Origin of the sequence: Halolamina sp. CBA1230 (assembly GCF_002025255.2) — an archaeon.
In the GTDB taxonomy this organism is placed as follows: domain Archaea; phylum Halobacteriota; class Halobacteria; order Halobacteriales; family Haloferacaceae; genus Halolamina.
In genome coordinates this window covers 2,057,339-2,083,831 of sequence record NZ_CP054587.1, presented here as the reverse complement: position 1 = coordinate 2,083,831, position 26,493 = coordinate 2,057,339, and the positions used below count along the sequence as shown (strand labels likewise).

Below are 26,493 nucleotides of genomic sequence, written 5' to 3'. Positions count from 1 at the left end.
TAACCAGAAATCAGAGATTTCTGGTGATGGGGCTTTGATGTGGACTCCCGGCAATCAGTCGCCAGCAATAGGCTGGTGACTCTCGCCGTTCACCGTCCCACCATTCACACGCAGGTCTACTTCTGCGTCTCCGCTCCCCGACTTGGGCGAGGAACGGAGTCTGTGTGTTCGCTTTCGAGCGTACCGTAGCCCGATGTTCTTCGCGCCGTTGTAGTCCGCGTTTACCTCGTACCCGCATTTCTGGCACTCGAAGTGTTCTCCGTGGCGGTTATCCTCGTGTGTGAACCCGCAGTCCGTCCGAGAACAGCGTTGGGACGTGTGGTTCGGTTCGACTTGCTCCACGGAGACGCCCTGCTCGGGCGCTTTGTAGGAAACGTACTCGTACAGGCGTCGGAACGCCCAGACGTGGTGCCACTTCGCCTGCGGAAGCCGCTCTCGAATGTCGGTCAAGTCCTCGAACACGATTACGTCGCAGTCGTGTTCGACGGCCTCCATCACAAGTTCGTTAGCGACAGTGTGAATGTACTGTTTGCGCCATGCTTCTTCACGTTTGCCGAGGCGCAGCAGGGCGTTATGCGCGGCTTGCGTACCGCGCTGTTGCATCTCTCCACGTCGCTTCTCGAACTCACCGCACCAGTGGTCGTAGTCGTCTCCCTGCCAGAACGTGCCGGTTGAGGAGACAGCGAGACTGTTGACGCCGAGGTCGATACCGAGGACCGTTTGGTCGGGGTGCCCGGTATCTACCGAAACCTCGGCATCGTCACCGTCTATCCGCCGTGTCGAGATGTGGAGGTAGAACTCGTCGGTCGCCGCGTCGTACCGGAGGGTACTCTCGCAGAACTCGTAGCCCTCGGAGAGGACGTACCGCTCGTAGGGCGTCGGGCTATCTGCCGGGAGAACGAACGTGGGTTCGACCCGGCCCTCGACGCTTGCCAGCGACACCTTATTTCGGTAGAATGTCGCGCTTCGGGTGTCGTAGTCCATTGTCTCAGCAGTGAACGTGGGAGAAGAGACGTGCTGCCCCTTCTTCCAGCGTTCGATAACGCCTTTGACGGCTTCGACTGCGCGACGTATCGCGGCTTGGACGAGTTGTGCCTGTAGGTCCGTCTCCTTGCGGAGTTCGGAGTAAAGCGCGTCACGAACCTCCCGCTTGTTGGTCTTACACTCGGTGTAGGAGGTGTCCGACCAGCAGTAGTCGGCGGTTCGGTTCGCGCAGTACAGGTATTGCTCGGCGGTTCGGTGGAGTGCGTCGCGTTGCTCGTCGGAAACGGCGAGTTTCACGACGGCGGTACGACGCACATCCATGACTTCAGAGAAGGGCCAACGGTACTTATATATCCGGGAGTCTGCCGGCCGGAGTGCGCCGTTTGTGTCGTCCCATGTCGGTTTCCTCTCCGGCCTACTCGCTCCCTTCGGTCGTGGTTCGAAAATCAAAGATTTTCGTCATCACGAAAGACCGCCGGTCTTTCGAACGACTCCTTGAGGCCGGAGGCTCCACCTTGTGTTATGCTGAACGACCGGCCGGCCGACCGTTCCAGTATGCTTGCACTCGACGACGACGCCGCGACGCCGGCCGTCGACGACCTCCTCCAGCAGCAGGTCCCGCCCCTCGTCGGCGGTCTTGCTCGCCTGCCGGACGTTCTCGTAGCCGAGGTTGCGGAACACGTCGGCCATCACGTCCTCGAACTCGAACCCGGAGAGGTCGTCCAGAACTGGCACGCTCCCCGGTTGGAGCGAGGGCCTCAAAAACTGTTCGCGGGACTACCCGAACGGCCCCATGCCGCCCATCCCGCCGCCGCCGTCGCCGCCCTGCATCTTCTTCATCATGCGCTGCATGTCGCCGTCGCCCATCCCCTGGAACTGGTTCAGGGTCTGGTCCATCATCTTGTGCTGCTGGAGCAGCTCCTGGACCGTCTCCTCCTCACAGCCAGAGCCGCGGGCGATGCGCTGGACCTGCGAGGCGCCGATGGAGCGGGGGTCCTCGAGCTCCTCCTCGGTCATCGAGTCCATGATCACCTCGAAGCTGCGCATCCGGTCCTGGGTCACGTCCATCGCGTCGTCCGGGAGCTGGTCCATCATCCCGCCGCCCATCCCGGGGATCATGTCCATCACCTGGTCGAGCGGCCCCATCTTGTTCATCGCGTCCATCTGGCGCTGCATGTCTTTCAGGGTGAACGACCCCTCCAGCATGTCCTCGGGCTCCCAGTCCTCGTCCTCGTCGCCGGTCTCCTCCATCGCGCGCTCGACGCGCTCGGAGAGCTGCTTGAGGTCGCCCATCCCGAGCAGTCGGGAGATGAACCCGTCGGGCTCGAAGCGCTCGATGTCCTGGACGGTCTCGCCGGTGCCGAGGAAGGCAATGGAGGAGTCGGTCTCGTTGACCGCCGTCAGCGCGCCCCCACCTTTCGCGGTCCCGTCGAGCTTGGTGATCGTCACGCCGTCGACGCCGATGGCGTCGTCGAACTCGCGGGCCTGCTCCTTTGCGCCCTGCCCGATCGCGGCGTCGAGCACCAGGAGGTTCCGGTCGGGGTTCACTTCGCGCTCGATCTCCTCAATCTCCTCGATGAGTTCGGACTCCAGCGCGTGCCGGCCGGCGGTGTCGACGATGTGCACGTCGGCGTCTTCCGTCGCGTCGAGGCCGTCGCGGGCGATCTGGACGGGGTCCTCGGCGTCGGGGTCGCCGTAGAACTGCACCTCGGCGTTCTCGGCCATCTGCTTGGCCTGCTCGTAGGCGCCGGGCCGGAACGTGTCGGTCTGGATGACCGCCGGGCGCAGCCCCTTCTTCGAGAACCACCACGCGATCTTGGCCGCCGTCGTCGTCTTCCCCGACCCCTGGAGCCCCGAGAGCATGATCGTCTGGGGTTCCAGCGGGATCTCGGTAGAGTCGCCGACGACCTCGACCATCTCCTCGTAGACGATCTTGAGGATGTGGTCCCGTGCGGAGGTGCCGCCGGGTGGCTCCTCGTTCAGCGCGCGCTCCTCGATGTTCGAGGAGAGATCCATCACCAGGTCGACCTCGACGTCGGCCTGGAGCAGCGAGCGCTGGATCTCCTTGACGATCTCCTGGACGTCCTCCTCGTCCAGGCGGGACTTCCCGCGGAGCTTGTCCATCGTGCCCCGCAGGGAGCTCCCGAGGTTGTCGAGTACCATCTTACCCCATCCTTGACGGTGGACCCATAAACGCTTGTCCGTCCCAGTGGCGTCGACCCAGGCGCCCTGACCCCGCCGCTACAACGGTTCGACGGTCACCGAATCGAGGTAGTGCGTCGCGTCGGCCTCCCAGATCACGGTGACGCCGAGGGCGAGCGAGAGCGTCTCAGGCACCGAGTCGGGCTCCCACGTGAAGCTGTACTCCCGCCAGCCCTCGGCCAGATGCAGCGGTTCGCGCAGGCCGCCGTAGAGTGCGCCGTCGACGTTCGAGGAGTTCTGGCCCGGATCGGGGAAGTCTTCCTCGTTCTCGGGCGCCTCGGGACCGAGGGAGGCGACGACGTTCCGCAGGACGTTGAACGACTCCGACTCGCTCCACGCCTCGAAGGATACCTCGAAGGCGTCGGCATCGCCCGGATCGACATCGGTCGTCGCCCACGCGGTGCCGTCGTCGTGGTCGCCCTCGGTGAACGCCGAGAGACTCCACTCGCCCTCCGCGGCCTGGGCGTCGGAGCGGTCGATCGCCCACTCGAACTCCGACAGCTCCTCCTCGGGGCCGATGTGGGCCGCCGTCTCCCAGTCGAGGCCGTCCTCGAAGCTCTCGGCGAACAGCGGCGCCGGTGCAGGTGCGTCGAGACAGCCGGCGGCGCCGACGACGCCGAGACCGGCGCCCGCCCGTAACACGTCCCGTCGGTTCAACTGCGCGTGGTCGTCCATACCGACAAGAACAGTCAGCCAGCTAACTACGTTTCGGATGGCTTATGCGTTCGCGAGCGTCCAGACGTCGGCCTCGTCGCCCGTCCGCGTATCGCGCTCGGCGACGCCCTCGATCACCTCCCGCGCGAACGACTCGGCCTCGGCGGGATCCTCGGGGACGCCGGCCTCCAGCCGCCCGAACGCCAACTCCGCACCCGTCCCGAGCGCGACCGGCGAGTCGGCGATGACGCTCCCGTCGGCGTACACCGCTCGGACTCGCGCGCGGCCGTCGTCGTCGCGCGCGGTCACGGCGGCGTCGGTGCCGACCGCCGTAGCGACGTTCGTGGCCATCCGGACGAACGCCTCGATCCCCGGGTCCGTGTCGTGGTCGGCGCCGTACGCCCGGCGCTCCCCGTCGAGTTCGCGCCGGAACTGGTCGGGGTCGGCGACGGCCGCCGCGCCGCAGTCGCCGAACGCGGCGATCCGCTCGGCGTTCTTGCTGCTGACACGGTCGTTCTCCACGACCAGTCGGTCGGCCGCGAGCACGGCGCCTGCCTCGGTCTCGAACGCGACGACGGTGGGCATGGGTCGAGGTTGGGCGTCCCGACGGAAAACCGTCCCGCGCCGGAGCGGCCAAGTGCCCCCGCACCGAACAGGGAGCGAATGCCCTCCCGACGCGATCTGCTCGCGGCGCTCGGCACCGGCGCGGCGCTCGGCTTCGCCGGCTGTGCCGGGGGCGACTGCACGCCCGTCGAACCCGACGGTATCGAATGGCCTCATCCCGGCGGCGGCGCGGCAAACGCCTCGGCGCTGCCGGACCTGACTGTCCCCTCACGCGTCGCGGAACGCTGGGAGACCACACTCGCCCCCGAGGACGGCCTGGACGCGTTCGCGGGCGTCGTCGCCGGCGGCGACCGCCTCGTCGCGCTCGGCCGGAGCGGCGACGCGGGGTTCTGGAGCCAGTTCGACGTACGGAGCGGGGAGCGAACGGCCCACGAGCGACTCCCCCCGACGATCGCCGCGCCGCCGGTGCTCGCCGACGGCCACACCGTGGCCGTCTTCCAGACGTCCGATGGCGCCCACCTCCGCGTCCTCGACAGCGGCGACGAGGTGGATCACTACTCGCTCGCGAACCGCCCGACGATGCCCAGAGCCGCCGACGACGTCCTGTTCGGTGGCGACGCCGATGGCGCGTACGCCTACGCTCCCGGGGAAGGAGAGCGCTGGCGCCAGCCGTTCGGCGACCCCGAGGAGGCGCCCGCGATCCCCTACCCGCCGGCCGTCGACGACGAACGAGTGTACGTTCCAGTCGTCAGTTCGGGCGACCGTGGCGTGTACGCGCTCGACAGGGCGAACGGTGAGATCCTCTGGTCGGTGCCGGACCTGCGCGCGTTCCGCGCGCCCGCCCGGATCGGCTCGCTGCTGTTCGTCCCGGCAAAGTCGGAACTGGTGGCGCTCGACGCCGCGAGCGGGGAACGCCAGTGGACGACGCCGACGCTGGACGATCGCCCGACGTTCCCGCCACCCGCGGGGGTCGGGGAACAGTTGGTCCTCTCGGACGGGAGTACGATCCACGGACTCGGCGCCGAGACCGGGGAGAAGACGTGGTCGGTCGACTTCGAGAGCGCGGGCCGGCCCGTCGTCGGCGGCGACACCGCGGTCGTCTCGGCCGGAGATACGCTCGGCGTCGTCGCGCTCGCTCTCGACGATGGGAGCGAACGCTGGCGACTCGACGACGTGTCGCTGGCCGCGCCGCTGGGCAACGGGGTGCTGGTGAAACGGCGGGACGACCTGATCGCCTGTCCCGCCTGTGAAAACTGAGAACGGCTACTCGTCGCCGAGCAGCTCGTCGACCAGCGCCTCGGGGTCGAACTCACGGAGGTCGTCGTACCCCTGCCCGGTGCCGAGGAACAGGACTGGCTTGCCCGTGACGTGGGCGATCGAGATCGCGGCGCCGCCGGAGGAGTCGGCGTCGGCCTTCGTCAGGATCGTGCCGTCGATCTCGGCGGCATCGTCGAACTCCTTGGCGCGCTCGACCGCGTCCTGTCCGGCGACGGCCTCGTCGACGAACAGCGTCATCTCGGGGTCGACCACGCGGTCGATCTTCTCCAACTGCGTCATCAGGTCGTTGGAGGTGTGGAGGCGACCCGCAGTGTCGCCCAGCACCACGTCCACGTCGTTGGCTTCGGCGTACTCGACGCCGTCGTAGATGACGGCGGCGGGGTCGCCGCCCTGCTCGTGGGCGATCACCTTCCGGCCGACGTTCTCGGCGTGTTTGGAGATCTGCTCGCTGGCGCCGGCGCGGTAGGTGTCGCCGTTGGCGAGCACGGAGCTGTAGCCGCGCTCGCCCAGCCACTCGCTCATCTTGGCGATCGAGGTCGTCTTGCCGACGCCGTTGACGCCCGTGAACACGACGGTGACGGGCTTGTCGGCCTCGGCGATCCGCTGCTCGAAGTCGAACTGGCCGACGGAGATCACGTCGACCAGCGCGTCGTGCAGCGCCTCCTCGACCAGTTCGGCGGTGGTGTCGACCTGCTTTCGGCTCTCGCCGATCAGTTTCTCCCGAACGGTGTCGAGAATCTCCTCGGCGACGCTCATCTCCACGTCGCTCTCGAGCAGCGCCATCTCCAGCGACCAGAGCGGCTCCTCTAAGTCCTCCTCCTCGATGATCACCCGCCCGGTCGCGAAGGCGGCGGCCTGGCGCAGCCGGCCGGGGCCGCCGTCGTCGTCGTCGCTCGGCTCGCGCTCCGGCGCCGCGGCGGGGGTCGAGGGCTCGTCGTCGGCCGATTCGGCCTCGGCCTCCGCGTCAGCCTCGGCTTCGGCCTGCGCTTCGGCCTCCTTCTCCTCGACCTCCTCCTCAACGTCGTCGCGGAACGAGCCGAGCTTATCCTTCAGTCCGTCGAACATGGGACCTTACTCGCCGCCTTCTTCGCCCTGCATGTCCTGCATCTGCTGCATCTGCTGCTGCTGCATCTGCTGCTGCATCTGCTGGGCTCGCTGTTCGAGCTCGGCGCTCTCCTCCTCGAGATCGTTGATCTCGTCGCGCACCTGGCTGATGCGGTCGTCGAGCGAGTCCTTCTTCGACTCGAGGGCGTCGATGGCGTCGCCCTGCTCCTGCTCGGCCGCGTAGCCGCCGCCGAGGTCGACGATGATCTCGTCGATGTCCTGCACTTCCGCGCGGACGTACGCGCCGCCGCCGAGCGGCACCTGCACCGTCGAGCCGCTCTCGAGCGTCTCGATCGCCTCGATGGCGTCGTCGACGCCCGCCTTCTCGTCCTGGAACTCCTCGATCTCGGCTTCCTTCTCCTCGATCTCGGCGTCGAGCTCCTCGAGCTCCTGGGAGAGCTGCTGGAGCTGCTGCTGGCCTCCGCCCATCATGCGGCGGTCACCTCGTTGTCGTCGGACTCCGTCCGACTGCTAGAGGTGCTCCGCACCTCACTGACCTCGATCTGCGTGCGCTTGAGGTTGTGCTCCGCGCCGAACTGCGAGAGCACGTGTTCCTCGGCGACCGACTCGTTCTCGGCGTCGACGCTCCGCTCGAAGGCCTGGCGCCCGTCCCGGGCCTCGAACGTACCGCTCACAGTAAACTGACTCATAGCCGAGAATGGCCGGGCGAGCGGGAAGTAGCTTCCGAAAGGGTACTCCCCCGGTGGCGTCGAACCCCTTGGAGCCGCGGCATCGGGCTCCGCGGGCGTGACACGGCGGTCAATCGCCGTGGCTCAGTCCAAGTAACCGAGCGTGTCCTCGATCCGACCCAGCTCCGGCCCGGTCGTGTCGCGGCCGACGACGTACCCCTCGTCGTTGGCGACCAGCCCCGAGCCGACGAGCGGGGCACCGTAGTTGATGGTGCCCACGTCGGCGTACACGTCGAGCAGCTCCTCGACCGCCTCGAGTTCGGCTTCGCGGGCGTCGGGCTGACAGAGCACGCCCTCGTTGGTCGCGACCGCGGCGGTGCCGACGGTGTCCACGTCGCCCAGCGACCCTCGTTCGACGGGGACCGACAGCGCCTCAGCGACCACGTCGACCTGTTCGTCGGTCAGGTCCGGATGGACGTACGCGCCGCTGTCGTTGGCGAGCACGACGTTGCCCGCGGCGTTGATCTTTCCCGGTAGTCCGTAGACGGGGCTGTCGATCGCGGACTCGATGCGCTCGCGCTCGCGTTCGGTGACACGGCCGGAGACGAGCAGGCCGTTCTCGTTGCCGACCGAGAGCGCGCCGACGGTGTTGGAGCCGGCGACGGTGGTCGGCAGGGTGTCGACGCCGAGCTCGTCGCTCATCCCCTCGATCACGTCGTCCTCGGCGTCGGGGCGGATCAGCAGACAGTCCTCGGTCGCTCGCGCGAACACCCCGACGTACGAGGAGCCGGCGAAAGCCGCGCGGAACACGGCGTGTTACTCCGCCGGCTCGGCTTCGACGACCGTCTCGCCGTCCTCGTCGAACCGTGCGGCCCGCACGCGGATCGAGCTCGGGGGCTTGCTTCGCCCGCGCTCCCAGACGGTCTCGTTGACGGCCGGGTCCAGACGGACCTCCTCCTCCTCGACGGAGAACTGGGTCGCGAGGTGTTCGGTGATGATCGACATCGCGGCGTCGGCCCGCTCCTGCTTGGGGGCCTTCTTCGCGTCTCGCAGCGGGACGGTGACAACCCGCTCCTCGAAGTCGCTCGCGCTCATTACTCGTCGATGTTAGACCGCCGCCAGTTGCGCCGCTTCGGGTTGCGGGTGACTTCCATGTCGGTCTTCATCATCACCCACGCCGGCACGCGGGAGTTCTGTCGCTCCTTCTTACCGAGTCGCTTCTTCTGCGCTTTCGACTTCTTCCCCATAGTGCCCGCCAGTTCCCTCGCTCGACGTAAAACGCTGTCCATCCGGACGCTCAGGGCGGGGTCGAGCGACCGAGGTGGACGGTGAGCGAGACCGACTCCCCGTCCCGCGCCGCCCGGTGGACGCCGCAGGCCCGGTGGTTGCCGTCGAGCAGGCGGGGCGGCCACTCGCCGTCGCGCTGCCACGCGACCGCCGCGCCGAACGCCCGGTCGGCGTGGGCCGCGAACCACGCGACTGTCTCGGCGGCGTCCGGGCAGTCCACGGCGACCGCGGGGTCGTCCAGCCGTTCGACCGCACCCGCGACGGTGCCGTCGCCGGAGAGCCACGCCCACCCGGACCCGGGGAACGTCCCCAGTTCGCCCAGTTCCTCGCCAGCGAGGTCGACCGCGTACCAGTCGAGTCGGTCGTCAACGACCGGCTCCGCGGGCTCCTCGTAAGTGTCAGTGAGTTCGCGCAGGAGGCGTTCGCGACTCCAGCCCGACGGGTCGGCGTCGGGGTACTCGTCCTTCCGGGCCTCGCGCTCGACCCACTCCCGGAGGACGGTCTCGACCGCGACGGGTTCGCCGCGTTCGATCCAGTCGGCCATCGTCGGTGCTGTCGGGAGAGCGGCGAAAATCGGTTCCGGTCGGGCGTGAGCGACCTTAGTTCGTCGTCGATTTCGACTCCCCCTCGTTGTCGGGGGAGGAGAACTCCGCGCCCTCGGCGGCCTCGACGGTCTCGACCTGCTTCTCGGTGTCGACGTGCCAGCGGTCGACCTCGTCGTCGTACTGCGACAGTCGCTCGCTGACCTGCTCTTTCAGCTCGTCGTCGTTGACGTTCACCTCGAACACGAACGCCGTCTCGTCACCCCGGGAGCTGCGCTGGATGTTGGCACTGATCAGCTCGTTGTCGAAGTAGTACGGCGCGAGCTGGGTCATCACCTTCCGGTAGACGGTGTCCTCGACGGTCCGGATCGCCTTCCGGCTCGCGGAGTCGGCCGCGCGGGTGGCGTAGTCGATCGAGTCCTGCCAGCGCTCCAGCGCGCCGTTGTTGTCCCCCTCCTCGACTTTCTCGTAGGACTCGGTCAGCTTCTCGCCCGCGGACTTGATGTCGTCCTCGGGCTCCTTCCCTTCGCGCTCGCCGGGGCCCTCCTTGATGCTCGCCTGCTCGGCGGTTTTCTGCTCCACGTCCTCGCCGAGTGTCTCGTGGGTCTTGGGACGCCACTCGTCCCACTCCTCGAACGCGTCGCCGTCGACGCCGGCGTCGCGGAGCGCACGCGAGATCCGCTCGCCGTGCTCGACGATGCCGCCCCACGAGCCGCGTCGTTTGAAGCCGGCGATGCTCTCCTCCATCTCGCCGGAACGAACGTTGTGCTGCCACATAAGTCCACGCAGTCCGTGTTCGCAGGGGACACACCGTCGACGCAGCTGTCCACCGCTTTCGCGCTCGGTCACGAACCGACATTTCCCACGAGCGACCGCGCGAACCACCCGGCGATCCCCGACCCACTTTTCTCCCCCGCGCCCCGAGTCGCTCCCGATGACCGACGCGCTCTCGCTCGACGCGCCGGCGCCGACCCGCCCCGACGGCGCCGACGCTGACTGCTGGCTGGCCTGTATCGACTGCGGCGAGACCTACCCCCCGTTCGCGGCGGTGCGCTACGCCTGTGACGACTGCGGCAGCTTGCTCGAAGTCCGCTACGCCGAGTTGCCCGACTGGGACGACTTCTCCGGCCAGGGCGTCTGGCGCTACGCCGCCGCGCTGCCGTTCGAGACTGGTCGAACCGGCCCGATCGACGCCGAGAACCCCTCTGGCGACGGCGGCCGACAGGGCGCCGCCGACCCCTGTGGCGTCAGCCTCCCCGAAGGCGACACCCCCCTCTACGAAGTTCCGAAGATCGAGGCCGACCTCGGCGTCGATCGCCTCCGGGTGAAACACGAGGGGATGAACCCCACCGGAAGCTTCAAGGACCGCGGGATGACCGTCGGCGTCGGCGCCGCCGCCGCGGTCGGCGTCGACCGCCTCGCCTGCGCGTCGACGGGGAACACCTCCGCCGCCCTCGCGGCCTACGGCGCCCGCGCCGGACTCGAAACGCTGGTGCTCCTGCCCGCCGGGAAGGTTGCCGCCGGAAAGGTGGCCCAGGCCGCGATCCACGACGCGCGCATCCTGGAGGTCGACGGGAACTTCGACGACTGCCTCGACATCGTCCAGGAACTCGCCAACCGCGGCGAGGCGTACCTGCTGAACTCGCTCAACCCGTTCCGGCTGGAGGGCCAGAAGACGATCGGCCTCGAGATCCTCGAACGCTTCCGCGACGAGGAGGGCGGCTTCCCCGACCGTATCGTGCTCCCGGTCGGCAACGCGGGCAACACCGCCGCGCTGTACAAGTGTTTCCGCGAACTCGTCCAGTCGGGCGCGCTCCCACGCTCGGAGGTTCCGAAACTCACGGGCGTGCAGGCGTCGGGCGCGGCCCCGTTCGTCGAAGCGATCGAGAACGGCGCCGACAGCGTCGAACGCTGGGAGGAGGTCGAGACACGCGCGACCGCGATCCGGATCGGCGAGCCCGTAAACGCGCCGAAGGCGCTGCCCGGCGTCCGAGAGACCGGCGGGACTGCCGTCGCGGTCGACGACGAGGCGATCACCGCGGCCCAGCGCGACCTCGCCCGCGAGGGGATCGGGGTCGAACCCGCCTCCGCCGCCTCGATCGCCGGCCTGCGGAAGCTCCGCGAGCGCGAGGTGGTCGACGCCGACGAGCGCGTGGTCTGTCTGACGACCGGCCACCTGCTGAAGGACCCCGAGGCCGCGACCGCCGCGAGCGACGACCCCGAGCCGGTCGCCGACGACGTCGACGCCGTCCTGGGGCTAGTCGAGGAGTAACGCCGCCGGCGACAGCGTCAGCCTCTTGCTCGCGGCCCCGTTTCCCTGCCGTATGGAGCGTGCCGCCGCGCTGGATCGCGTCGAGACCCTGCTCGACACGGTCGAGTCCGACACGATGCCCGTGCCGGTCCGGGAGATCTGGCTGTACGGCGACGCCGCACTCGGCCTCGACCCCGTCGACCGCCTCGACGTCTACCTCACGAAGGACATCCTGCTCGAGAGCGACGACGAGGCCGCCGAGCGGTTCGAACGGGAGTACGGCGTGAAAGGCGTCGGCAGCACCGTCCGCGCCGAGTGGGCCGAACAGTTCCCCGAACACCTCCGGGCCAGCGAGAACGGCTACGCCGCCCCCGAGAAATGTCTCGCCGCCCACCTCACCGACCCAGACGAGCCGATCCACCTCGAGGTGTGTAACGCCCCCTTCGGCGACAACGTCACCCAGCGCCTCCAGGGGGCGCTCGACCGCGACGCCTACGAGGAGGTGCTCGATCCGCGGGGCGCCTGCCTCTGGATCGACGGCGAACGCGAGACCGAGACGATCGAGAAATTGCGGGCGGGCGAGCTCGCCTTCCCGACGCTGCCCGAGGCGCTCGGGATGCTCGGCGCCGACGAGGAGGAGGCCCGCGCGGCCGCCGAGACTGTCAAACAGCGTCGCGCGGAACAGGACGGGGCGACGGTCCGCGGCGACGTAGTGTAGCCGGGGCTGATCGGCGAGGAAAAACGGGAGAACGGCGCCGCGTCAGCGGATGACGTCGACGTTGCTGTTGCTGTCGTCGTGGTCGCGACCGCCGCCGTCGCGGGCGGCGCCGCCCTGGCTCGCGGTCTGGGCGTTCGTCCTGGCGTCGAAGTCGGCGTCATCGAGGTCGTCGTCGCTGAGCGCGCGGCGGGACTCGTTGGCCTGCTGCTGCGTGGTCGACCCGAGCACCTGCGCGGACTTCACGCCGGTCATGATGGCCATGACGCGCACTTTCCCCTTGTACTCCTCCTGGATGCGGGCGCCCCAGATGACGTTGGCGCTGGCCTCCAGCCGCTCGGTGATGCTGTCGGCGATCCCCTCAGCCTCTTTGAGGGTGAGGTCGGGACCGCCGGTGATGTGGACCAGCCCGCCGGTGGCGCCGCGGTAGTCCACGTCCAGCAGCGGGTGGTTCATCGCGTCGTTGACCACCTCGTCGGTCTTGTTGGAGTCCTGGGTCTCGCCGACGAGCATGACTGCTACGCCACCCTGGTTCATGATGGTGGACATGTCGGCGTAGTCCAGGTTGATCAGCGACGGCTGCGTGATCGTCTCCGAGATCCCCTTGACGGTCTCGGCGATGATCTGGTCCATTACGGAGAACGCCTTCCCGATGGGCAGGTTCGGGACGTAGTCCAGCAGCCGGTTGTTGTCCAGCACGATGATCGAGTCCGCCTCCTCGCGGAGTCGCTCCAGGCCTTCCTCGGCCTTGACGGTGCGGGCGCGCTCGACGTTGAACGGCGTGGAGACCATCCCCACAACGATCGCACCCTGCTCTTTGGCGATGTTGGAGACGACGGGGGCGGCACCCGTGCCGGTCCCACCGCCCATCCCGGCGGTCACGAACACGAGGTCCGCGTCACCCAGCACCTCCTTGATCGTGCCCTGGGCCATCTCGGTCGCGCGCTCGCCCATCTCGGGGTCGCCGCCCGCACCGAGACCCTGCGTCAGGGATTTGCCGACGAGGATCTTCGTGTCGGCCTCGATCATCTGCAGGTGCTGCTTGTCCGTGTTGATCGCGATGGTCTCGGCGCCGTCGACGCCGATGTTGTACAGGCGGTTGACGGTGTTGTTCCCCGCCCCGCCGGCACCGACGATGACGATCCGGGGGTCCCCGAACTCGTCGTCGTCGCTGTCGACGTCCTGCATCGACCGCTGCTCGGCCTCCGCGTTGTCGAGTGCGTCCTGAACGATATCCTGCATGTATTACACCTTGGCCCAGCCGCGGTCGCGGCCGCTCTCGGCCGCGTCGTTCTCGTCGATCATCTCGCGGACGGCCGAGCGGATCGCTTCGCTCCTGTTGGGGAACTCCCCAGTCTCGACCATCTGTTCGACCTCTTCGACCTGCTGTCGTGGTATTCGCAGTGTGACACGCTCCATGGTTGGTTTCCCCCGGTAAGACGAACCGGCGCGAGCCGTCGCCTACAGTCCCACCCGGTCGGGCTCTCCGTCCTCCCGGCTCTGTAAGACGACCGTCTTACGCGTCCACACTAACGAAGCTATCTAATAAAAAGCTTCCGCCGGTTGTAAGACACTGGCCGACGTTGTCAGACACCGGCTACGCGCGGTCGAACACGTCGGAGGCCGAGCTGCGGCGGCCACAGCCCGGGCAGAACGCCCAGTCCGACTCGATCTCCTCGCCACACTCACAGCGCGGTCGGCGCCGGTGCTCCTCGCCACAGTTGGGGCAGAAGGAGTGTTCGTCGCTCACGGTCGCTCCGCACTGTTTACACGCCTCCTCGGTCTCTTCCGTCACCACGTCGACGGCCGTCTCCGTCGGCGCGTCGACGCTCGCCTCCCCGTCAAGGTTGATGTTGACGGTGAGTTCGGGCGTCGACGCCGTCGGTTCCGGCTGGCCACTGTCGGTCGCTGTCGTCACCTCCCGCTCGCCGCCCACGTCGGGGTGGCGGTCGAGGAACTCCCGGAGCGCCTCGCGCATCACCTCGCTCTTGGAGGCGTCGAGCGCGTCCAACTGCTCGACGAGCGCGTCGTCGGCGCGGAAGGTGATCTTGCTCACAGCGGAAGCGTTGGACCGCACCCGTTAAGTAGTTTCCCCAGACCGCCGGAAACGGCGGCTGTGCGTCCATTCGATCGTTCGCGCGCTCGCGCACGCGTTGAAGGACTGAGAGATCAACATCGGTGGCTCCTCGGAAGCCCTAAACCTCCTGCGCCGATTATCACGGGTATGGAGTACGAGGAGCAACTCGATCGGGCGATGGAGAACGTGCCCGAACTGGGCGGGAGCGACGAGCGTCTCAGCGTCCCCGACCCGCAGGTACAGAAAGACGGGGCGTTCACGCGGCTCACCAACCTCAAGGAGATCGCCGACGCCCTCTCGCGGGAGCCAGAACACCTCCACCGCGAGATCCAGGGCGAACTGGGCACCGCCGGCCAGTTCGGCGACGGGCGCTCGCGGTACAACGGGAGCTTCTCGGAGCGGGACTTCCAGGGCGCCATCGACAGCTACGTCGAGGAGTTCGTCCGCTGTTCGGAGTGTGGCCTGCCCGACACCCGGCTGGTCAACGAGGACGGCACGATGATGCTGCGGTGTGAGGCGTGTGGGGCGTTCCGCCCCGTCACCAAGCAGTCCTCCAGCAGCAGCCAGGAGACGACCGCCGAGATCGAGGAGGGCGAGACGTACGAAGTCGAGATCACCGACACCGGCCGCAAGGGCGACGGCGTCGCCAAACGCGGCGACTACACGATGTTCGTCTCCGGCGCCGAGGAGGGGGAGACGGTCCGTGCCCGGGTCAACAACGTCTCGGGCAACCTCGTGTTCGCCCAGAAAGTGAACTAACTCCTCGCTCGCTTCTTCCCGGCCGTCACGCCCTTCATCGTCGACGCCGTACATTGGGGCATGTCCGACGATGTTTCCGCCGACGAACAGGCCGAGCGCCGACAGCGTGAGCGTCGCGAGCGCCAGTCGGAGATCATCGAGGAGTTCGAGTCGGCCGTCGACGACGTGAAGTTCCCGAGCAACAGCGCCGAGATCCGTGCGGAGCTCCGGGACGCGCCCGACGAGGTCGTCGCCGAGGAGGAGTCGCTTGGCAGCGTGCTCGACCGCCTCGACGACGAGTTCGAGGACGAACAGGCCGCCCGCGACGCGATCATGGAGGAGCTCGGCGAGGCCGAACACGCCGACCCCGCGACCACCGAGCGCGAGGAGATCGCCGAGACCGAACGCGAGACGACCGAGCACGTCGACGAGATCAACGACGAAGACGAGCGGTAGCCGCCTTCGGAGCACGTCACCCGTCGGCTCGGATCACCACCGTCAGCGCCGTCTCCCCGCGGTCGTCGACGACGCGGATGTCGTACGCGACCGCGAGCAGGTGGGTCTCGCCGGCCCGCTCCTGGACGATCATCCCACCGAGCGCCTCGCAGTCACCGAACAGCCGTCCCGCACTGTTCGGACAGTTCTCGGCCGCCCACGCGCCCGCAGTGCTTTCGTTGCGTTCGGTCCGGACCACGGTCCCGCCGGTCACCTGCGCGGCCTCGATATCCCGCTCCCGCGGCGCGAGCGAGGCGTTCACCTGCTGGACTGCGCCGGCCCGTCCCTGCCAGGGGTGGCCCGTCGCCTCGCCGCCGGCGTCGTACACCGCGCGTTCGAGCAGCCGGATCGTCTCACTGCCGGGCGTCTCCGGCGACGTCGACGCCGCCACGTCCTCGTGGTAGCCCAGCTGGAGGTACGCAAAACCCAGCGGGATCAGCGCCAGCGCGAGCATCGCCGCCGCGACGAGCACCGTCTGCCCGCGGTCGTCCCCACAGACCCTCGACGCCCGGTTCACGCGTACCACACCCGGATTATCACTCGACCACCCACGGTCGGCACCGCTGCCCGGCCGGTGGGGACGCCGGTCGGTCGTCGGAAGCCGACGGCGCCGTGAGGTGTTTCGACGCGATACATGAGGTTCTCGGGGAGGATCCGCTCGACGCGATGTGAGAGCGCCGAGCGCTCGCGTTCGAACGCCGACTCGGACCGGGTCACCTCCGAGAGCCTGGTCAGCCCGCCGTGCTGTGGCGGCTCGCGGGAGAGCACCGTCCCAGCGTCGTCGGCGTACCGATCGAGTTGGGCCTCGTCGACGCCCGCAGCAGGGAGGCCGAGCGCGAACGTCGCCGTCGCCGCGAACAGCAGGAGTACCCCCACACCGGCCTCGACCATCGTGAGCGAGAGCTGGCCGCGGTCAGTCATCGACGGTCACCCGCAGGGTTGCTTTCTCCGTCCGCAGGGGCGTCGACTCGACTGCGATCTGTGCCGTCCCGCCCTCGAACGCCAGCGTCACCGTCTCGTACCGCGAGGGCTCGACGACGAACTGCCCCGTGAGCCCGCCGGGTTCGTGGAGCACGATCCGGCCGTTGGCCCGGACCGTCTCCACCGTCGACCCGCCGCCGAACGTCAGTTCCACGCGGTCGGTCCGACGGGGCAGCGTGAGATCGTCGCCACCGCCGACGGCGAGCGAGCGGGACCGTGTCGTCCGTTCGGCGACGAGCACTACCCGCTCGACGGTCGCGCCGGTGGGATCACCGCGTTCGAGTAGCGTCTCGTCGCCCAGCCGGACTCGAACCGAGCGGTTCGCGACGGGCGGAGCGAGGGCGTCGAGGTCCGACAACGAGAGCCCCCCGACAGTGTCGTCGTCGAGCACGTTCTCCCGGACCGTCGTCGCGTCGGCGCTCACGAGCCGCTCCGCCGTAGCGACGGCCGCACGGCGTTCGCCCGGCTCTCGATCGGCACCCGCCAGCGCGCCGTCGGCGATCACCAGCCCCAGCGTCGTCGCCGACACCAGCGCGGTGAGCGCGACCACGAGCGAGAGCAGGTTCGCCTGCCCGCGGGCGTCGGTCATCGCTCCCCTCCGAGCGCGTCACTGGCAGTGAGTTCGACGTGCAGTCCTCCACGGTCGCCGGTGACCAGCACCACCGCGTCGTCGCTACTCCGCCACGCGCCGTCGACCGACTCGACACGCTGGGGGAGCGCGAGCCGAGCGCGGGCGTCGACGGCCGGCGAGGGGTGGTCGAGGACGAGTACCCCGTCCTCGACGGCGAGCCGGTAGTTCTCCCCCCGGATCGTTCGCGGCAGGTCGACCTCGTGGACGGTCCGGACGCTGCCCGCCGTCGGCGGGACGGCGTTCTCGACGCGTTCGGCCGCCGCGACGACCGCCCGATCACCGACTTCGGCCCCGACCGCGTCGCGGTAGTCGGGGACCGCACCGCCGTACAGCGCGGTCGTCATCGCCCCGACAAACAGGACGACGATCCCGACCTCCAGCGCCTTCCCGACCGCCGGGGTGACCCCGCGGTCGTCGCCATCAAACCTCACGTCTCCACCTCCAGTTCCACCTCGTGAACCACCAGATACCCCGTCCGTTCGGCGGGGAACGTGGCAACGACGCTCCCGTGCTCGTCGCCGTCGAACGCCCGGCGGGTCACGCTCGCGTTCGACTCGGCGAAGTAGCGCTCCCACGCGCCCGGCGTCGCGGTCTCGACCGCGAGGCGGTACTCGCCTCGGCCGAGTTCGCGGCGCTCGTGGCTGGTGTCGGTCCGGAGCGTCGCCGTCACGCTCTCCCCCGCGATCGAGGCGCTGCCGTCGACGTTCAGAACGGGAAGGCCGACGAGCAGGAGGCCGTCGCCGGTCGCGATCGGCGGCGCCTCGCCGAGCCGGGAGGCGTTCCCCACCCCTCGGACGACGCCGCCAGCGAGGTAGGTCGCCCGGCGATCGCCGGCCTCGAACACGAGCGCCTTCGCCTCGCGTTCGGCGACGCGGCGGTCGCCGTCGAACAGCCTGACCGTCCGGGGTTCGACCGAGAGGCTCCCCTCACCGAACGCGAGGTCGTGGCGCTCGACGCCCGTCGACGCCGAGGAGTCGATGTCCGCGAACGAGTCGGCCACGCGGTCCGCGTCGGCGGCCGCGGCGTTGCTCTCGACGATCCCGCCGACGCCCGCCGTGAGCGCGCCCATCGATATCGTCGTGATCGCGATGAGGAGTGCGACCCCGACGACGTGCGACTGCGCGCGACGGCGTGGGGTGCTGTCGCCGTCGCTCACGCCAGCCCCACCCCCGCGAACACTGCGGCGGCAAGCGCACCCAACAGGCCGGAGTGCAACAGCGCGTCGTAGGGGCCGCGGCTGGCCATCCCGGCGAACCAGCCCGCGGCGATCGAGGTCGCGACGGCGACGACCGCGAAGCGGAACCGCTCGCGTTCGGGCCGGATCGCGTTCGGATCCAGCGCGAAGCCGGCCGAGCCGGGCATCGCCGACAGCTGTGCGAACCCGTCGAGCACGTACAGGTCGACCGCGACGACGATCGCGACCACCAGCAGCGCCGTCACCCAGCCGACGCCGACGTACACCGCGAGATCACTCCGCAGGGCTCGTTTCTCGTGATAGAGTTGGCCGACTTCAGTCTGGAGCGTCTCGAACACCGACTCGGTGTCGCTGCCGGCGTCGAACGCGCCCGTCACTAGCCCCATCGTCTGGGCAGCCAGCGGCGTCCCGACCCGGTCGACGAACCGGGAGAGCGCCGCCGTCCGTCGGTCGGCGCCGTCGGGGCTGTCCGACAGCGAGAGGTCGAACGCCAAGGAGGCAACGTCTTCCTGAAGCGGGCCGAGATCCACGTCCTCGGCGACCAGTTCGACCGCTTCGCCGAACGGCCGGCCGAGGCCGACGTGACCCGAGACGGCGTGGACGAACTCCTGGATCTCCCGGTCTTTCGCGTCGTCGATCCGCGCGCGGCGGACCGCGACGGCGCCGACCGGGACGCCCCACGCGACGTAGCCCGCGAGCAGCGAGCCGAGCGGGTGGATGCGGGCGAGATGTCCCGCACCGATCCCGGCGAGCGCCAGCGGCGCGAGCACGACGGCGGCGCTCGCGGGGTTCGTCAGTGTCGAACGGAGCGTCTCCAGCGGCCCCTCGGGTCGGCTGTACGTCACCTGTCGCTCCGTCGGTCGGAGGTGGCCGACCGTCGTCGCCGCGCCGGCGCCGACGAGCAGCACGAACGCGGCGGCGCCGTAGATCAGCAGTGCCCGCGTGGTGATCGGCCCCAACGGCGTCGGTATCTGCGCCGAGAGCCCGGGTGCGAGCACGCTCATCACGGTCAGCACGACCACGAGTAGCGCGGGCAGCACCAGCAGCACGACGAACAGCTCCGCGACCAGTTCGAGGAACCCCTCGTTGCGCCGCTGGGCCTGCGAGCGCTGGTGGCCGAGCATCCGAGCTTCGAGACCGAGGTAGTTCGCCAGCGCGTCGCCGCCCTGCTCGCTGTGTTCGCGGAACTTCAGCAGGAACGGCGCGAGCGTGTCCCGCGAGGGGGTGTCGCGGGCGACCCGGCGCAGCCCCTCGTTCAGGCTGCCGGTGAGCGCGGCGGTGTTGAGCACCTTCCGCGCGGCGACGGCGGTCTCGCCGTAGGCGTCGTTCTCGGCCACCTTCCGGAGCATCTCGCGGGGGCTGTCGGCGCCCGAGGAGAGCGCGTGGAGGTAGCGGGCGGCGCCGGGGAGGGTGCGCCCGATGTCGGCCTGCCGAGCGCTCGCCAGCCAGCCGAGGTAGCGCCCGCCGAGCGCGATCACCCCGTGGCGGGTGGCGACGCCGACCACGGTTCCGACGACGGCACCGACGAGGAGCCGGGGCGGTCGCGGTGCGACGCCGACGGGCGCGACCCGCGCGAGCAGCCCCGCGACCACGTCGTACGTCCCCTCCGGCGCTGCGAGCGCGATCGCGAGCGTCGGAACGACCGCCAGCACCGCGGCCAGCCACGCGAGCCCGTGGAGCCGGGCGACGTACACGTCGAAGCCGACGCCGAGGTCGGTGCCGCGGTACTGCTCGCGGTGGGCGCTGTGGCGCGCGGCGTCGGCCTCGCTCGCGAACAGCGTGTACAGCGCCCGGTCGAGCGCCGAGAGCCGGGAGGCCGCGGCGTCGCCGTCGACACTCCCGGGGCTGCCGTGCTCAGTACTCATCGACCGTCCCCCCGTCGTCGGACTGTCCCCCGTCGGCCACCGCAGTCCGCCGGAGGCGTTCGACCGTCGCGGCCTCGTCGGTGCGGAGATCCGCCAGCAGGTCGAACAGCTCGTCGAACTCGTCGACGCCCTCGTCGGCGAGGAACTCCACGTAACGGCGCTTGCGCCGGAACTCCTGCTCGACCGCGTCCGGCCGGCGATCGGTCGCGGCGGCGATCCGGTGGAACAGTCGGAACCCGCGGTCGTCCGGGCTCGCGGGGTCGGTCGGCCCCGAGAGCGAGAACTCGCCGGCGACGTCGCGGCTGAACACCTCGTTGTAGTGGATCTCGGTGTCGCCTTTCTCGATCACCTCGCCCGCGCCGGGCGGGAGCTGCTCGGCCTGCTCGGGCGAGAGGAACTCCACCGCGCGGGCGACGTAGCGATCGCCGTCCGAGCGGTGGGGGAAGGCGACGAGGTCGATCTCCGCGAGCAGGTAGGCCGGGACACCCTGCTCGACCACGCGGTTGACGAGCGTCCGCACGTCCTCGGCGTGTGTAGTGCCGACGACGCCATGTCCTGTTTGACGGTCTCGGCGAACGTCTCGAAGCTCTCGGGCGTGTTGATCTCGGCGATCACCTCCGTATCGGGATTCAGGTAGTTCGACTCCGTCATCAGATCCGCCATCGTCACGCGCTTGTACTCGCTCTCGTGATCCCGCGTCGTCAGCGAGACGCCGGTCTCGTGGGGGAGGCGCACCTCCCGGGACCCCTCGTCGATGGAGACCGGCCGGTCGTCGTAGGGGACGAAGGGCATGTGGGCGTTCATCAGCGTCGTCTTCCCGACCCCCGTCGGGCCGGAGAACAGCACGACGCCCTGGTGCTCGTAGCAGAGCCAGAGCAGTGCGACGAGATCGGTCGACAGCGTGTCGTTCCGAAGCAGGTCGACCGGCGTCATCGTCTCGGCGGCCTGCTTGCGGATGGAGACGTGGGGGCCGCCCTCGCTGATGACCGGCAGCGCGACCGCACACCGGACCGTCTCGTCGACGTCCGGCGGGTCGAGGTTCACCTTCGCGCTGGGGTTCGAGGCGTCGAGTTCGACGCCGTCGCTCGCCGCGAGCTGGGTGACGACGTTGACGAAACTGCTCTCGGCGTCGAACTGGAGGTTGGTCGGCACACGGCCGCCGTCGGCGACGTCGCTGCGCGGGACGACCTTCACCCGTTCGCCGACGCGGTTGGCCTCGACGTCCTCCAGGTTGGGATCACGGATCGGCACCGTCAGCGGTCCCTGTCCCACGTAATCACGCAGGACGTGGTACACCAAGTCGTCCAGCCGATCCTCGGCGTAGCGGTCGTCGACCGGCGGCAGTCCGACGCCGAGGTCGGCGAGCGCCGAGCGAACGCGGTACTCCGCCGACGCGAGCCACTCCCGGGTGTTCCGCCCGGTGAGTCTGCGGGAGAGCAGCTGTCGGGCGCGTTCGGCGACGAACGCGCGGCGGTCGGTGCCGCCACCGATCACGTCCTCCGTGCTCGCCTCCCAGATGCGCTCCTTGCACTCCGCGATCAGCGCCTCGTCGCCCGGGAGGAGATCGGGTTCGAGCACCGCGTAGCGCGTGGCGAACCGATCGCTACCGAGCATCCCGTCGCGGTAGACGACGACCGGGACGGGGTAGCCCGCGAACTCGACCTCGTAGCGGCGCAGGCGTTCGGCGGCGACGCGGTCGACGAACTCGCCGTCCGCGTCGAGATCGGTCACCGCGGGCGCGAAATCGGTCGTGTGGACGACGAGACTGCCGTCCGCGGCCGCCTCGCTGTCGGCGACGCCGACGTCGTCGTCCAGCGCCAGCGGCGTCACATCGCCGAGCAGTCGGAGGTCCCGCAGCGCGTGGTAGTGCAGGCGCCGGCGCGCGCCCGGCCCGCCCGAGAGCAGGCGGTCGAGCGTCCGCTCGTACTTCGGTGGGAGCCCCGACTCGGCGCGTTCGACGGCGCCCTGCCGCGTGAGCGGGCGGCGGCGCTGCGTGCCGGCGAACTGCTCGCGGACCCGCGCTAACTCCGTCCGCTCGCTCGGCGAGAGCGGCGGTTCGCGGGCGTCGTAGGCGAACTCGGCCTCCTCGCCGTCGTGGCGGGAGACGGTGGCGACGACGCCGGGCGTGCTCTCGTACTGGGCGAGCGTCTCGGGCGCGTACCACGCGTCGGCGCTCTGGGGCGGGGCTGGCGCCGGCACGCGGTCGAACCGGGGTTCCGGGGTGGACATGGTGAGCTTGGGGAGGGTGGCTCGCTCTCTGGTTTAAGGGTTTTGCCGGAGAATTCATCGATGAAAACATCCTGCTGGGCAGTAGATCGAACGCGGAAGGTCCGATTACGACGAATGTCGGTTCCTCATCGACGGTACGCCGCTGTTTCCGGGTGCGCTAACTGTGGTTCGGAGGCGGGTTTCGAGTTCCCGAGTTGATGAAACCCATCACAGAGAGTTCACCATCGGGAAGTATAACGACTTCCGTTCCCATCCCTGTCACGTCACCGTCTTCGGTCCAGAGTTCGATGTTCGAGTCCGCGTCGGTCCGGTCCTCGCTGGCTCGTGCCCGAACTCGGTACTGCCCGGGAGTACTGTACGCGTCCTCGAACACGTTCACAGTATCGGGTGAGACGTTGGAACGTTCCGAGAACGTTTGATCGAAGCATCGATCTCCCTCTTTTGTCTCGCCGTCGCTACACTCCGTCGATTCGTACCACCGTTCGACAGTCACGTGAACCGGTTCTGTGGCGTCACTCACGTTCCTAACAACTACATTACCCGCGTCCCACGTCTCAGCATCGTCCAGCCAGAGCGATACACCCGCTGCGGCAACGGAGCCGCCCAGCAACAGCGACCCACCCCCAAGCAAAACCGATCTACGTGAGACCATATCGTTATTTATGTTTCTTTATACAATAGTTCTTTCCACGAATACATAACACAAACAGGTTGGAGAACGACCCATCCGATCCGAGAACGGACTCACTTGGAGTCGATCTTGCTTCGGAATACAGGATGGTGGGGCGCGGTTACTCGTCGTCCGCGACCGCACGCCGCTGCAGCACCACCGTCGCGATCGAGACGACGACGACCGCGACAAGATGCCCGACCACCGCGCCGACGAGCACGGGGTGGCCGAGCACGAACGGCACCATCGCGACCTGCAGGCCGGCGAACGCGACGTTGCGCGCGTCGAGACGGGTCAGCGTCCGCGTCGTCTCGCGGTCGAAGCCGAACCGGAGTGCGCGCCAGAACCCCATCACCGTCGCCCACCAGCAGGCGCCGATGCGGTAGATCACGTCCCAGGTGACGAGCAGCAGGAGCACCACCGCGACGGCGGGCGGGTCCGCCCCGAGCAGGTCGGTCAGCAGCGAGCCGCCGTCCCGCGGGTCGACGACGAACAGGTAGGTGACGAACAGCACGAACGCCACGACGCTGAGCGCGAGTTCGATGCTGGAGCCGAACAGCAGCCGGCGGTACGCCGTCGGCGGCTGGAGGTGGCGGACGGTGCGGCTGAACGTCAGCATCAGCCAGCTGCCCGCGACCGCGACGACGATCGCCGCGGTGCCGGCCGGCACCGCCGTCCAGAGGTCGTAGGCCGCCGCCGTGGCAAGCATGATCGCCTCGAAGACGACGAACTGGATCAGCAAGGCAGTGCGGTCGGAGAGATCGACCACCGGAACCGCGCTCACGAGGCTCTCGTACACCCACGTCTCGCCCAGGTGTGGCGCCATCAGCGATCCGCCGCCTCCTCCTCGAGCGCGCGTTCGACCGCCGTCTCGAACGGCGTGAGGTCGACCGGCACCAGCGAGCGGATTCGGTCGTCGGTCACCACCACGTCCGTCGCCATCCCGTCGATGAGCGGGTACGCCACCCCGGCGGGCACGTCGGTGACGAGGTCGACCCAGTACGCCGAGAGCCGCGGGGTGAGCACGGGCACCGGGACGATGTACGGCTCGCGGCCCGTGAGGATGCGGCCGACCGTCGACAGTATCTCGCGGTAGGTCAGCACCTCCGGGCCGCCGATCTGGAACGTCCCGTCGGCGGTCTCGGGTTCGTCGAGGACACCCACGAGATAGGCGATCACGTCGGCGATCGCGATGGGCTGGACCCGCGTCTTCACCCAGCGCGGCGTGATCATCACGGGCAGTCGCGAACTCAGTTGGCGGACGATCCGGAAGCTGGCGCCGCCCGCGCCGACGATGATCGCCGCCCGGAGCACCGTCAGGTCGTAGTCGCCGCGGCGGAGGAGCGTCTCCACCTCCCGGCGCGAGCGCAGGTGGGCCGAGAGATCGTCACCATCGACGCCCAGCCCACTGAGGTAGATCACGCGGTCGACGCCCGCCCCATCTGCCGCGCTGGCGAAGTTGCGCGCGCCCCGGCGGTCGCGTTCCTCGAAGCCGCGGCCGCCGCCCATCGCGTGGATCAGGTAGTAGGCGGCGTCGACCCCGTCCAGCGCCGCCGCGAGGCTCTCAGGCTGGAGTGTGTCACCCTCGAACACGTCGACGCCATCCGGGGCGTCGTACGTCGATCGGTCCCGGACGAGCACCGACACGTCGTGCCCGGCGTCGAGCAGCGTCGGGACGAGTCGCTCCCCGACGAAGCCGGTGGCGCCCGTGACGAGAACGTTCATGGGAGTGATAGGCTCGCGCGCCGCTTAGGTGCTGTGTCGGGTTCGCCGTCCGCCGCGTCTCACAACCGTCGGCGCCGTCTGTCCGCGACCGTCGTGTCACAGTCGGTAGCGTTATTTCGTGGTGAACGTTAACACATGTATGCGTGAGCTAACCGAGGCGGACATCGACCGGAAAGGTATCGTGCTGGAGTACTTCCGTCGGCTCGACAGCGGCGGCGACCTCCTCGACCTGTTCGCCGAGGACGCACGCGTGTTCTACCCGAAGTGGGGGATCGCGACCGGCCGGGAGGAGATCGGGGAGATGTTCGGCGACGTGGGCGGGGTGGTGAACGCCATGAACCACGACTACGAGACGTTCAACTACGTTATCAACGGCGACACGGTCGTCGTCGAGGGGACGAGCACCGGCGAGACGGCCGACGGGACGGCGTGGCGCCCGGACGGGGAGCCGGGCGGCGGACGCTGGTGTGACGTGTTCGAGGTACGGGACGGCCAGATCGCGCGCCTGTTCATCTACCTCGACCCGGACTACGCGGGCCGGGACACGGAGCAGTACCCCTGGCTCTAAGCCGTCCCACCGACAGCCCTACCCACACCCCACCCCAACCCCGGCCAAATGCGCGCCGCAGTGCTCCGCGAGTACAGTGAACCGCTCGACGTGACCGAGCTCCCCGACCCCGACCCCGCGCCGGACGGCGCCGTCGTCGCGGTCGAGGCCTGCGGCATCTGCCGGAGCGACTGGCACGCCTGGCAGGGCCACGGCGAGTGGGCCGACGACCAGGTGCCGCTGGATTACGTGCTGGGCCACGAGCCCGCAGGTCGCGTCGTCGCCGTCGGCGAGGACGTCGACCGGTTCAGCGAGGGCGACCGCGTGGTCGTCCCGTTCAGCCTCGGCTGCGGGGGCTGTGGGGAGTGTCGGACCGGCCACGGGAACACCTGCGAGAACGGCCTCGCGCTGGGGTTCGAGCGCGACGTGCCCGGCGCGTTCGCCGAGCAGGTCGCCGTCCCCCATGCCGACCACAACCTCCAGACGCTGCCCGACGGAGTCAGTTTTCGTGACGTCGCGGCCGTCGGCTGTCGGTACATGACCGCGTTCCACGCGTTGGCTCACCGCGCCGACGTGGGCGGCGGCGACTGGGTCGCAGTCCACGGCTGCGGCGGCGTCGGCCTCTCGGCGGTCCAGATCGCCGACGCGCTGGGCGCGCGCCCGATCGCGGTGGACGTGAGCGACGACGCGCTCGCCCGCGCGGCCGAGGTGGGCGCCAGCGAGACGGTGAACGGCGCTAAAGGGGACGCGGTTGGACGAATCCGCGAGATCACCGACGGCGGCGCCGCAGTCAGCGTCGACGCGCTCGGCCGCGCCGAAACCGCGCGGAACTCGGTCCGCTGTCTCCGCTCCCGCGGCACGCACGTGCAGGTGGGGCTGACCACCGACGCCGAGAAAGGGGAGGTGTCGCTGCCGACCGACTGGATGACCCGCTGGGAGATCGACTGGCTCGGCTCCCGGGGGATGCCGCCCGCACGCTTCAACGAACTGCTCTCTATGGTCGACGGCGGGACGCTCGACCCGGGCGCGCTCGTCGGTCGTGAGGTGGGCCTCGACGACGTCTCGGACCGTCTGGCGGCGATGACCGACTACGAAACGGAGGGGATCGAAATCCTCACGTTCGCGTAAAC

General features: G+C 69.1%; 30 protein-coding genes and 3 pseudogenes. 7 read left to right on the top strand and 26 right to left on the bottom strand.

The window, feature by feature from the left end; all coding sequences use genetic code 11:
* Nucleotides 1–54 precede the first annotated feature (54 nt).
* The 5 genes and pseudogenes from B4589_RS11025 to B4589_RS11005 all read right to left on the bottom strand — a co-directional run bounded on the left by B4589_RS11025 (nt 55) and on the right by B4589_RS11005 (nt 4,425).
* Entirely contained in the window at nt 55–1,305 is a 1,251-nt protein-coding gene (locus tag B4589_RS11025; RefSeq protein ID WP_079234319.1) for an RNA-guided endonuclease TnpB family protein, read from the bottom strand.
* Between the two features lie 204 nt (nt 1,306–1,509).
* Nucleotides 1,510–1,719 (bottom strand): annotated as a pseudogene (locus tag B4589_RS11020) (restriction endonuclease); the annotation flags it as partial.
* A 42-nt stretch (nt 1,720–1,761) separates the two neighbouring features.
* Entirely contained in the window at nt 1,762–3,147 is a 1,386-nt protein-coding gene (locus tag B4589_RS11015) for a signal recognition particle protein Srp54 (RefSeq protein WP_079234317.1), read from the bottom strand.
* A gap of 78 nt (nt 3,148–3,225) precedes the next feature.
* Nucleotides 3,226–3,861: a hypothetical protein gene (locus B4589_RS11010; protein ID WP_255246075.1), complete on the bottom strand. Its 636-nt coding sequence runs from the start codon at nt 3,859–3,861 to the stop codon at nt 3,226–3,228.
* Nucleotides 3,862–3,903: 42 nt separating this feature from the next.
* Nucleotides 3,904–4,425: a 20S proteasome subunit A/B gene (locus B4589_RS11005; protein WP_158081172.1), complete on the bottom strand. Its 522-nt coding sequence runs from the start codon at nt 4,423–4,425 to the stop codon at nt 3,904–3,906.
* A 78-nt stretch (nt 4,426–4,503) separates the two neighbouring features.
* Between B4589_RS11005 and B4589_RS11000 the strand changes: the two genes are divergently transcribed.
* Nucleotides 4,504–5,661: a PQQ-binding-like beta-propeller repeat protein gene (locus tag B4589_RS11000; protein WP_143414322.1), complete on the top strand. Its 1,158-nt coding sequence runs from the start codon at nt 4,504–4,506 to the stop codon at nt 5,659–5,661.
* A gap of 6 nt (nt 5,662–5,667) precedes the next feature.
* On the opposite strand, the gene ftsY is transcribed toward B4589_RS11000, so the two are convergent.
* The 8 genes and pseudogenes from ftsY to B4589_RS10960 form a co-directional block, all read right to left on the bottom strand.
* Entirely contained in the window at nt 5,668–6,747 is a 1,080-nt protein-coding gene (ftsY, locus tag B4589_RS10995; protein WP_079234315.1) for a signal recognition particle-docking protein FtsY, read from the bottom strand.
* A gap of 6 nt (nt 6,748–6,753) precedes the next feature.
* Entirely contained in the window at nt 6,754–7,215 is a 462-nt protein-coding gene (gene pfdA, locus B4589_RS10990; RefSeq protein ID WP_176330542.1) for a prefoldin subunit alpha, read from the bottom strand.
* A 56-nt stretch (nt 7,216–7,271) separates the two neighbouring features.
* Nucleotides 7,272–7,436, bottom strand: a pseudogene (gene rpl18a / locus B4589_RS10985) (50S ribosomal protein L18Ae); the annotation flags it as partial.
* 123 nt (nt 7,437–7,559) lie between these two features.
* Nucleotides 7,560–8,225 carry a translation initiation factor IF-6 gene (locus B4589_RS10980; protein ID WP_079234312.1) on the bottom strand — a complete coding sequence of 222 codons (666 nt, stop codon included), beginning with the start codon at nt 8,223–8,225 and terminating at the stop codon, nt 7,560–7,562.
* Nucleotides 8,226–8,231: 6 nt separating this feature from the next.
* A complete protein-coding gene (locus B4589_RS10975; RefSeq protein WP_079234311.1) occupies nt 8,232–8,510 on the bottom strand; it encodes a 50S ribosomal protein L31e in 279 nt (92 codons plus the stop codon).
* Nucleotides 8,510–8,662 (bottom strand): 50S ribosomal protein L39e, encoded by a 153-nt coding sequence (locus B4589_RS10970; protein WP_049981178.1) that lies wholly within the window; start codon nt 8,660–8,662, stop codon nt 8,510–8,512. Before B4589_RS10970 ends, B4589_RS10975 begins: the two co-directional genes overlap by 1 nt.
* A gap of 50 nt (nt 8,663–8,712) precedes the next feature.
* Complete coding sequence (locus B4589_RS10965) at nt 8,713–9,246, bottom strand: hypothetical protein (RefSeq protein ID WP_079234310.1); 534 nt, start codon at nt 9,244–9,246, stop codon at nt 8,713–8,715.
* A 55-nt stretch (nt 9,247–9,301) separates the two neighbouring features.
* Complete coding sequence (locus B4589_RS10960; protein WP_079234309.1) at nt 9,302–9,991, bottom strand: DUF5828 family protein; 690 nt, start codon at nt 9,989–9,991, stop codon at nt 9,302–9,304.
* A 187-nt stretch (nt 9,992–10,178) separates the two neighbouring features.
* Here B4589_RS10960 and thrC point away from each other — a divergent pair, with 187 nt between their 5' ends.
* Entirely contained in the window at nt 10,179–11,516 is a 1,338-nt protein-coding gene (thrC, locus tag B4589_RS10955) for a threonine synthase (RefSeq protein WP_079234308.1), read from the top strand.
* Nucleotides 11,517–11,568: 52 nt separating this feature from the next.
* Nucleotides 11,569–12,213: a hypothetical protein gene (locus B4589_RS10950; protein WP_079234307.1), complete on the top strand. Its 645-nt coding sequence runs from the start codon at nt 11,569–11,571 to the stop codon at nt 12,211–12,213.
* A gap of 42 nt (nt 12,214–12,255) precedes the next feature.
* On the opposite strand, the gene ftsZ is transcribed toward B4589_RS10950, so the two are convergent.
* From ftsZ to B4589_RS10935, 3 genes are all read right to left on the bottom strand, one after another.
* Entirely contained in the window at nt 12,256–13,452 is a 1,197-nt protein-coding gene (ftsZ, locus tag B4589_RS10945) for a cell division protein FtsZ (RefSeq protein ID WP_079234306.1), read from the bottom strand.
* 3 nt (nt 13,453–13,455) lie between these two features.
* Nucleotides 13,456–13,629: a ribbon-helix-helix domain-containing protein gene (locus B4589_RS10940; protein ID WP_079234305.1), complete on the bottom strand. Its 174-nt coding sequence runs from the start codon at nt 13,627–13,629 to the stop codon at nt 13,456–13,458.
* Nucleotides 13,630–13,807: 178 nt separating this feature from the next.
* Nucleotides 13,808–14,266 carry a zinc ribbon domain-containing protein gene (locus B4589_RS10935; protein WP_079234304.1) on the bottom strand — a complete coding sequence of 153 codons (459 nt, stop codon included), beginning with the start codon at nt 14,264–14,266 and terminating at the stop codon, nt 13,808–13,810.
* A 168-nt stretch (nt 14,267–14,434) separates the two neighbouring features.
* Between B4589_RS10935 and B4589_RS10930 the strand changes: the two genes are divergently transcribed.
* Both B4589_RS10930 and B4589_RS10925 read left to right on the top strand, forming a co-directional pair.
* On the top strand, nt 14,435–15,046 hold the full coding sequence (locus tag B4589_RS10930; RefSeq protein WP_079234303.1) for a translation initiation factor IF-2 subunit beta: 612 nt from the start codon (nt 14,435–14,437) through the stop codon (nt 15,044–15,046).
* Nucleotides 15,047–15,106: 60 nt separating this feature from the next.
* On the top strand, nt 15,107–15,481 hold the full coding sequence (locus tag B4589_RS10925) for a hypothetical protein (protein ID WP_079234302.1): 375 nt from the start codon (nt 15,107–15,109) through the stop codon (nt 15,479–15,481).
* Nucleotides 15,482–15,497: 16 nt separating this feature from the next.
* Here B4589_RS10925 and B4589_RS10920 read toward each other — a convergent pair whose 3' ends face one another.
* From B4589_RS10920 to B4589_RS10875, 10 genes and pseudogenes are all read right to left on the bottom strand, one after another.
* On the bottom strand, nt 15,498–16,037 hold the full coding sequence (locus B4589_RS10920) for a hypothetical protein (protein ID WP_079234301.1): 540 nt from the start codon (nt 16,035–16,037) through the stop codon (nt 15,498–15,500).
* Nucleotides 16,034–16,441: a hypothetical protein gene (locus tag B4589_RS10915; RefSeq protein ID WP_079234300.1), complete on the bottom strand. Its 408-nt coding sequence runs from the start codon at nt 16,439–16,441 to the stop codon at nt 16,034–16,036. The genes B4589_RS10920 and B4589_RS10915 overlap by 4 nt, the downstream gene beginning before the upstream one ends.
* Entirely contained in the window at nt 16,434–17,090 is a 657-nt protein-coding gene (locus tag B4589_RS10910) for a hypothetical protein (RefSeq protein ID WP_079234299.1), read from the bottom strand. Before B4589_RS10910 ends, B4589_RS10915 begins: the two co-directional genes overlap by 8 nt.
* A complete protein-coding gene (locus tag B4589_RS10905) occupies nt 17,087–17,563 on the bottom strand; it encodes a hypothetical protein (protein WP_079234298.1) in 477 nt (158 codons plus the stop codon). Before B4589_RS10905 ends, B4589_RS10910 begins: the two co-directional genes overlap by 4 nt.
* A complete protein-coding gene (locus tag B4589_RS10900; RefSeq protein ID WP_079234297.1) occupies nt 17,560–18,288 on the bottom strand; it encodes a hypothetical protein in 729 nt (242 codons plus the stop codon). The genes B4589_RS10905 and B4589_RS10900 overlap by 4 nt, the downstream gene beginning before the upstream one ends.
* Nucleotides 18,285–20,192: a type II secretion system F family protein gene (locus B4589_RS10895; RefSeq protein WP_079234296.1), complete on the bottom strand. Its 1,908-nt coding sequence runs from the start codon at nt 20,190–20,192 to the stop codon at nt 18,285–18,287. Before B4589_RS10895 ends, B4589_RS10900 begins: the two co-directional genes overlap by 4 nt.
* Nucleotides 20,182–22,421: pseudogene (locus B4589_RS10890) on the bottom strand (type II/IV secretion system ATPase subunit). The gene B4589_RS10895 and the pseudogene B4589_RS10890 overlap by 11 nt, the downstream one beginning before the upstream one ends.
* 157 nt (nt 22,422–22,578) lie before the next feature.
* Complete coding sequence (locus B4589_RS10885) at nt 22,579–23,073, bottom strand: hypothetical protein (RefSeq protein WP_143414321.1); 495 nt, start codon at nt 23,071–23,073, stop codon at nt 22,579–22,581.
* A 139-nt stretch (nt 23,074–23,212) separates the two neighbouring features.
* Nucleotides 23,213–23,917 carry a hypothetical protein gene (locus B4589_RS10880; protein WP_079234294.1) on the bottom strand — a complete coding sequence of 235 codons (705 nt, stop codon included), beginning with the start codon at nt 23,915–23,917 and terminating at the stop codon, nt 23,213–23,215.
* Nucleotides 23,917–24,816, bottom strand: a complete 900-nt coding sequence (locus B4589_RS10875; RefSeq protein WP_079234293.1) for an NAD(P)H-binding protein — start codon at nt 24,814–24,816, stop codon at nt 23,917–23,919. The genes B4589_RS10880 and B4589_RS10875 overlap by 1 nt, the downstream gene beginning before the upstream one ends.
* A 139-nt stretch (nt 24,817–24,955) precedes the next feature.
* On the opposite strand from B4589_RS10875, the gene B4589_RS10870 reads away from it, so the two are divergent.
* Together B4589_RS10870 and B4589_RS10865 are read left to right on the top strand one after the other, a co-directional pair.
* Nucleotides 24,956–25,384 (top strand): nuclear transport factor 2 family protein, encoded by a 429-nt coding sequence (locus B4589_RS10870; protein ID WP_079234292.1) that lies wholly within the window; start codon nt 24,956–24,958, stop codon nt 25,382–25,384.
* A gap of 48 nt (nt 25,385–25,432) precedes the next feature.
* Complete coding sequence (locus B4589_RS10865; protein WP_079234291.1) at nt 25,433–26,491, top strand: zinc-dependent alcohol dehydrogenase family protein; 1,059 nt, start codon at nt 25,433–25,435, stop codon at nt 26,489–26,491.
* Nucleotides 26,492–26,493 lie beyond the last annotated feature (2 nt).

Coding starts and splice junctions, on each gene's coding strand:
- B4589_RS10975 (WP_079234311.1), bottom strand. CDS start 8,510: ATGAGCGCGAGCGACTTCGAGGAGCGGGTTGTCACCGTCCCGCTGCGA.
- B4589_RS11000 (WP_143414322.1), top strand. CDS start 4,504: ATGCCCTCCCGACGCGATCTGCTCGCGGCGCTCGGCACCGGCGCGGCG.
- B4589_RS10950 (WP_079234307.1), top strand. CDS start 11,569: ATGGAGCGTGCCGCCGCGCTGGATCGCGTCGAGACCCTGCTCGACACG.
- B4589_RS10865 (WP_079234291.1), top strand. CDS start 25,433: ATGCGCGCCGCAGTGCTCCGCGAGTACAGTGAACCGCTCGACGTGACC.
- B4589_RS10910 (WP_079234299.1), bottom strand. CDS start 17,090: ATGACCGACGCCCGCGGGCAGGCGAACCTGCTCTCGCTCGTGGTCGCG.
- B4589_RS11005 (WP_158081172.1), bottom strand. CDS start 4,425: ATGCCCACCGTCGTCGCGTTCGAGACCGAGGCAGGCGCCGTGCTCGCG.
- B4589_RS10885 (WP_143414321.1), bottom strand. CDS start 23,073: ATGGTCTCACGTAGATCGGTTTTGCTTGGGGGTGGGTCGCTGTTGCTG.
- B4589_RS10970 (WP_049981178.1), bottom strand. CDS start 8,662: ATGGGGAAGAAGTCGAAAGCGCAGAAGAAGCGACTCGGTAAGAAGGAG.
- B4589_RS10925 (WP_079234302.1), top strand. CDS start 15,107: ATGTCCGACGATGTTTCCGCCGACGAACAGGCCGAGCGCCGACAGCGT.
- B4589_RS11015 (WP_079234317.1), bottom strand. CDS start 3,147: ATGGTACTCGACAACCTCGGGAGCTCCCTGCGGGGCACGATGGACAAG.
- B4589_RS10880 (WP_079234294.1), bottom strand. CDS start 23,917: ATGGCGCCACACCTGGGCGAGACGTGGGTGTACGAGAGCCTCGTGAGC.
- B4589_RS10960 (WP_079234309.1), bottom strand. CDS start 9,991: ATGGAGGAGAGCATCGCCGGCTTCAAACGACGCGGCTCGTGGGGCGGC.
- B4589_RS10940 (WP_079234305.1), bottom strand. CDS start 13,629: ATGGAGCGTGTCACACTGCGAATACCACGACAGCAGGTCGAAGAGGTC.
- B4589_RS11010 (WP_255246075.1), bottom strand. CDS start 3,861: ATGGACGACCACGCGCAGTTGAACCGACGGGACGTGTTACGGGCGGGC.
- thrC (WP_079234308.1), top strand. CDS start 10,179: ATGACCGACGCGCTCTCGCTCGACGCGCCGGCGCCGACCCGCCCCGAC.
- B4589_RS10875 (WP_079234293.1), bottom strand. CDS start 24,816: ATGAACGTTCTCGTCACGGGCGCCACCGGCTTCGTCGGGGAGCGACTC.
- B4589_RS10965 (WP_079234310.1), bottom strand. CDS start 9,246: ATGGCCGACTGGATCGAACGCGGCGAACCCGTCGCGGTCGAGACCGTC.
- pfdA (WP_176330542.1), bottom strand. CDS start 7,215: ATGGGCGGAGGCCAGCAGCAGCTCCAGCAGCTCTCCCAGGAGCTCGAG.
- B4589_RS11025 (WP_079234319.1), bottom strand. CDS start 1,305: ATGGATGTGCGTCGTACCGCCGTCGTGAAACTCGCCGTTTCCGACGAG.
- ftsZ (WP_079234306.1), bottom strand. CDS start 13,452: ATGCAGGATATCGTTCAGGACGCACTCGACAACGCGGAGGCCGAGCAG.
- B4589_RS10915 (WP_079234300.1), bottom strand. CDS start 16,441: ATGACTGACCGCGGCCAGCTCTCGCTCACGATGGTCGAGGCCGGTGTG.
- B4589_RS10895 (WP_079234296.1), bottom strand. CDS start 20,192: ATGAGTACTGAGCACGGCAGCCCCGGGAGTGTCGACGGCGACGCCGCG.
- B4589_RS10870 (WP_079234292.1), top strand. CDS start 24,956: ATGCGTGAGCTAACCGAGGCGGACATCGACCGGAAAGGTATCGTGCTG.
- ftsY (WP_079234315.1), bottom strand. CDS start 6,747: ATGTTCGACGGACTGAAGGATAAGCTCGGCTCGTTCCGCGACGACGTT.
- B4589_RS10930 (WP_079234303.1), top strand. CDS start 14,435: ATGGAGTACGAGGAGCAACTCGATCGGGCGATGGAGAACGTGCCCGAA.